This window comes from Thermoplasma sp. Kam2015, assembly GCF_003205235.1.
Taxonomy (GTDB): Archaea; Thermoplasmatota; Thermoplasmata; order Thermoplasmatales; family Thermoplasmataceae; genus Thermoplasma.
Genome location: NZ_QJSM01000006.1, coordinates 1 through 3,413, shown reverse-complemented (window position 1 = coordinate 3,413; position 3,413 = coordinate 1). Strand labels below are relative to the sequence as shown.

The window sequence follows — 3,413 nt, the reverse complement described above, 5'->3', positions numbered from 1 at the left end:
TATATTTCATATTATCTACAGCAGAAACATACTAATATAAATGGCATATTTCTATATCTGAACAGTTCTATGAATTAGCAATTAACGCGAAATTTTATATATTGATAAAATCATATTCATTGTATGGGAGAACAAAGTAGCCCAATTCAGGATACAAATATATCCTATGTGGAAAATGAGGATAGAAAATTGAGAAAAGCCCTATCCACATGGGATCTGCTGATGCTGAGCGTCGGCGGAATAATAGGTTCAGGATGGTTGTTCGCGGCCTATGCTGCCTCTATACTCTCAGGGCCAGCGTCTATATTGGCCTGGGTACTTGGTGGTATAATCGTGATATTCATAGCACTTGTATACGCTGAGTTAGGTTCAATGATACCAAGGTCCGGAGCGATCGTAAGGTATGGTCATCTGTCCCATGGAAGTTTCGCTGGATTTCTATTCGGATGGGCTTACTTCCTCAGCGCAGTGTCAGTTCCAGCCATAGAAGCGGAGGCTGTTGTCACATACGCAGCCAGTTATGTTTCCAAGCCCGCACTAATTGCCAACGGCATAATGACAGGCATCGGGACGCTTATAGCAATGATCCTCATGATCGCCTTCTTCTTCCTGAATTACGCAGGCGTACATATAATGGGTAAAACCAACCAGGGACTGACCTGGGTCAAGGTGATAATACCGGTATTGACCATACTCGTGCTCATATTCGTACACTTCAATCCCTCAGAGATAATTCCGAGCAATGGCTTTATGCCCTACGGATGGGCGCCCGTATTCGGAGCAATATCAAGCACCGGCATAGTCTTCTCGTACTTTGGGTTCAGGCAGGCCATAGACTATGGCGGAGAGGCCAAAAACCCGCAGAGATCCATACCAATAGCCACCATAGGATCGGTTCTGATAGGCATGGCCATATACTCCCTGCTGCAGGTTGTCTTCGTAGGCGGGATCGACTGGTCCAAGGTTGGCCTCATACCTGGCCAGTGGTCTCAGCTTTCAAAACTAGCTACAGCCAGCAATGCCGCCACGGCTTATCCATATGCCTATGATCTCATGAATGCACCATTTGCCACCGTGGCACTCTCAGCAGGGCTCGTATGGCTGACATACACGCTGTACGCAAGTGCATACATTGCCCCATCCGGAACGCTGAATGTTTACATGGGTACCTCCGCTAGGACGCTTTACGGTATGGCCGTCAACGGGCATCTTCCAAAGACATTCGCTAAGATAGAGGAGAGGAACAGGATACCACTGATTCCGCTCATAACCACACTCCTCGTCGGTTTTCTGTTCTTCCTGCCATTTCCAAGCTGGTACAAGATGGTTGGCTTCATAAGCGGTGCAACGGTATTTACATACATAGTTGGTGGAGCCGCACTGATGAACTTCAGAAAGCAGGCTCCTGAGCTCAAGAGACCGTTCAGGCTGCCAGCCGCTTCTGTTATGGCACCTATAGCGTTCGTGCTCGCCACGGAAGCTGTATACTGGACCGGCTGGCCAACAACGCTCTATCTGGCCATTGGCATATTTGCCGGCCTAGTTCTTTACGCCGTTCTTGCTGCTCTGCATGCCATAGATCAGAGTTTCAACATTACGAATATCAAAGCAGGACTCTGGGTTCCTGTATTCATAGTAGTTCTCACAGTGCTTTCATACCTCGGCGAATATGGCGGTATAGCAGTCATTAAGTTTCCGCTCGATCTCATTGTTGTGGCAATCGTAAGCGCTATTTTCTATGTATGGGCGATAAAGAGCGGAATAAAGACTGAAGAAATTGCGGCTATGATCGCCAATGAGGATCAGTACGTGTGAAAAATATAAAAATTTATAATTTTATATTTGAAAGATCCGTTCCCCTTGTTTCTTTAGAGAGCGCTGCGGACATCAGTATGAATACTTCTCCTATGATGATGAATATACCCCACCAGACATAGAAATCTCTAGAGGTAAAGGTGACGATCAGAAGGAGAAAGACCGTGCTCCAGTTCCCCAGTATGAATCCTCCATTGAATCCGATGCCAGTTCCTGTGCTCCTTATCTCTGTTGGAAACTTCTCAGATAGATAGGATGGTATTACCCCGTATACGCCCGTTGTCACAAACGCGATTGCGCTTGCAAAGATGAGCGCGCCTGTGAATTCCAGATAATGGTTCATGATCATGTATGTCAGCGGTATGGACAACACTATGCCGAGAGCCGCAAAATCATCATGGTGAGCCTTCTTCCTATCATATCGCTGATATATCCAGATATCATGTATCCGATGAGCGATACGAGTATGGCGGTTATAACAACGTACAGGAAGTGTGGGAACTTTATGAACGCATGCACGGACAGTATCGTTGGGAAAAACCCGAGGGTTAGACCGTAGACCCATGCTATGCCCGTCATGGCGAGAGCGCCCAGAATTATGTTGTATGCCGCCATGGGGCTGATAGACGTCCTCTTCCCTTCTCTCTTCTTCCTGATGGTTTCCTCCCAGAGTGCGGACTCTGGCATCCTTATCCTTATGATGAGGCCTATGACTGCAGGTATCAAACCTATCCAGAACATCCATCTCCATCCAATCACTGAGAACGCTGATCCAGGAAAGATGTAATGCAGATAGAGGAATATTGAAGCTGCCAGCGTATATCCTATAGGATAACCGCTCTGTACAGCTGCACCCCATATGCCTCTTCTACCTGCATTCACCGATTCCATGATTATTGAGGATCCGTTGCCATATTCTCCACCAGCAAAGATACCGGTTATGGCACGGAACAGAAAGAGCAGGATGGGCGCTACTACGCCTATAGAAGCGTATACTGGCAGAAAACCAGTCGCAAAAGTAATGAGTCCAAGACCAAGAAGCGTAATGAACATTGTGTTTTTCCTGCCTATTTTGTCGCCAAGCCTTCCGAATATGAAACCACCCACTGGCCTGAAGACGAAGGTTGTGGTGTATATGCTCCACGTTCCAACTATTGCGAGACCGTAATGGGCCGGGAAGAAAAGATCAGCAAGTACTGGAACAAGCAGAAACTTCATGCTCAGATTGAATGCGTCCATTATCCAACCAACCAGGGCACCCGGGTGAGCTACTCCTCAGCTGAAGCATCGGAGCTTCCTGATTCAACGACCGGCCTCTGCCTGTACGGATATATTCCATACAAGCCCGATGTTGCGATCTCCACAGGCGTGAATTCGGATCGCACCGATCCTACTTTTATCAATCCTATTTTCCTTATGTTCTTGGCGGCATTCAGATCCCTGTCAATCGTTAATCCGCACACATCACAATGATATATGCGATCTGATAACTTCAGATCATGCTTTATGTTACCGCATGATGAACATATCTTAGATGATGGATCGAACCTTCCTATCTCTATTATATTCTTTCCATATTTTTCTGCTTTCCATTCCAG

General features: G+C 46.7%; 4 protein-coding genes. 1 reads left to right on the top strand and 3 read right to left on the bottom strand.

Features of this window, described 5'->3' with window-relative positions:
* The first annotated feature begins 123 nt into the window (after window positions 1-123).
* Window positions 124-1,815, top strand: coding sequence for an APC family permease (locus DMB44_RS00760; RefSeq protein ID WP_110640163.1), 1,692 nt, complete (start codon window positions 124-126; stop codon window positions 1,813-1,815).
* Between the two features lie 13 nt (window positions 1,816-1,828).
* On the opposite strand, the gene DMB44_RS09525 is transcribed toward DMB44_RS00760, so the two are convergent.
* The 3 genes from DMB44_RS09525 to DMB44_RS00750 all read right to left on the bottom strand — a co-directional run.
* Complete coding sequence (locus DMB44_RS09525) at window positions 1,829-2,158, bottom strand: hypothetical protein (protein WP_237265201.1); 330 nt, start codon at window positions 2,156-2,158, stop codon at window positions 1,829-1,831.
* A gap of 29 nt (window positions 2,159-2,187) precedes the next feature.
* Complete coding sequence (locus DMB44_RS00755) at window positions 2,188-3,054, bottom strand: MFS transporter (protein WP_237265200.1); 867 nt, start codon at window positions 3,052-3,054, stop codon at window positions 2,188-2,190.
* A 29-nt stretch (window positions 3,055-3,083) separates the two neighbouring features.
* Window positions 3,084-3,413, bottom strand: a 330-nt coding sequence (locus DMB44_RS00750) for a zinc ribbon domain-containing protein (RefSeq protein WP_153280098.1), incomplete at its 5' end; no start/stop codon positions are given.

What these genes read in the sequence shown, in the direction of transcription:
- DMB44_RS00760 (WP_110640163.1), top strand. Translation starts at nt 124, where the DNA reads ATGGGAGAACAAAGTAGCCCAATTCAGGATACAAATATATCCTATGTG.
- DMB44_RS09525 (WP_237265201.1), bottom strand. Translation starts at nt 2,158, where the DNA reads ATGAACCATTATCTGGAATTCACAGGCGCGCTCATCTTTGCAAGCGCA.
- DMB44_RS00755 (WP_237265200.1), bottom strand. Translation starts at nt 3,054, where the DNA reads ATGGACGCATTCAATCTGAGCATGAAGTTTCTGCTTGTTCCAGTACTT.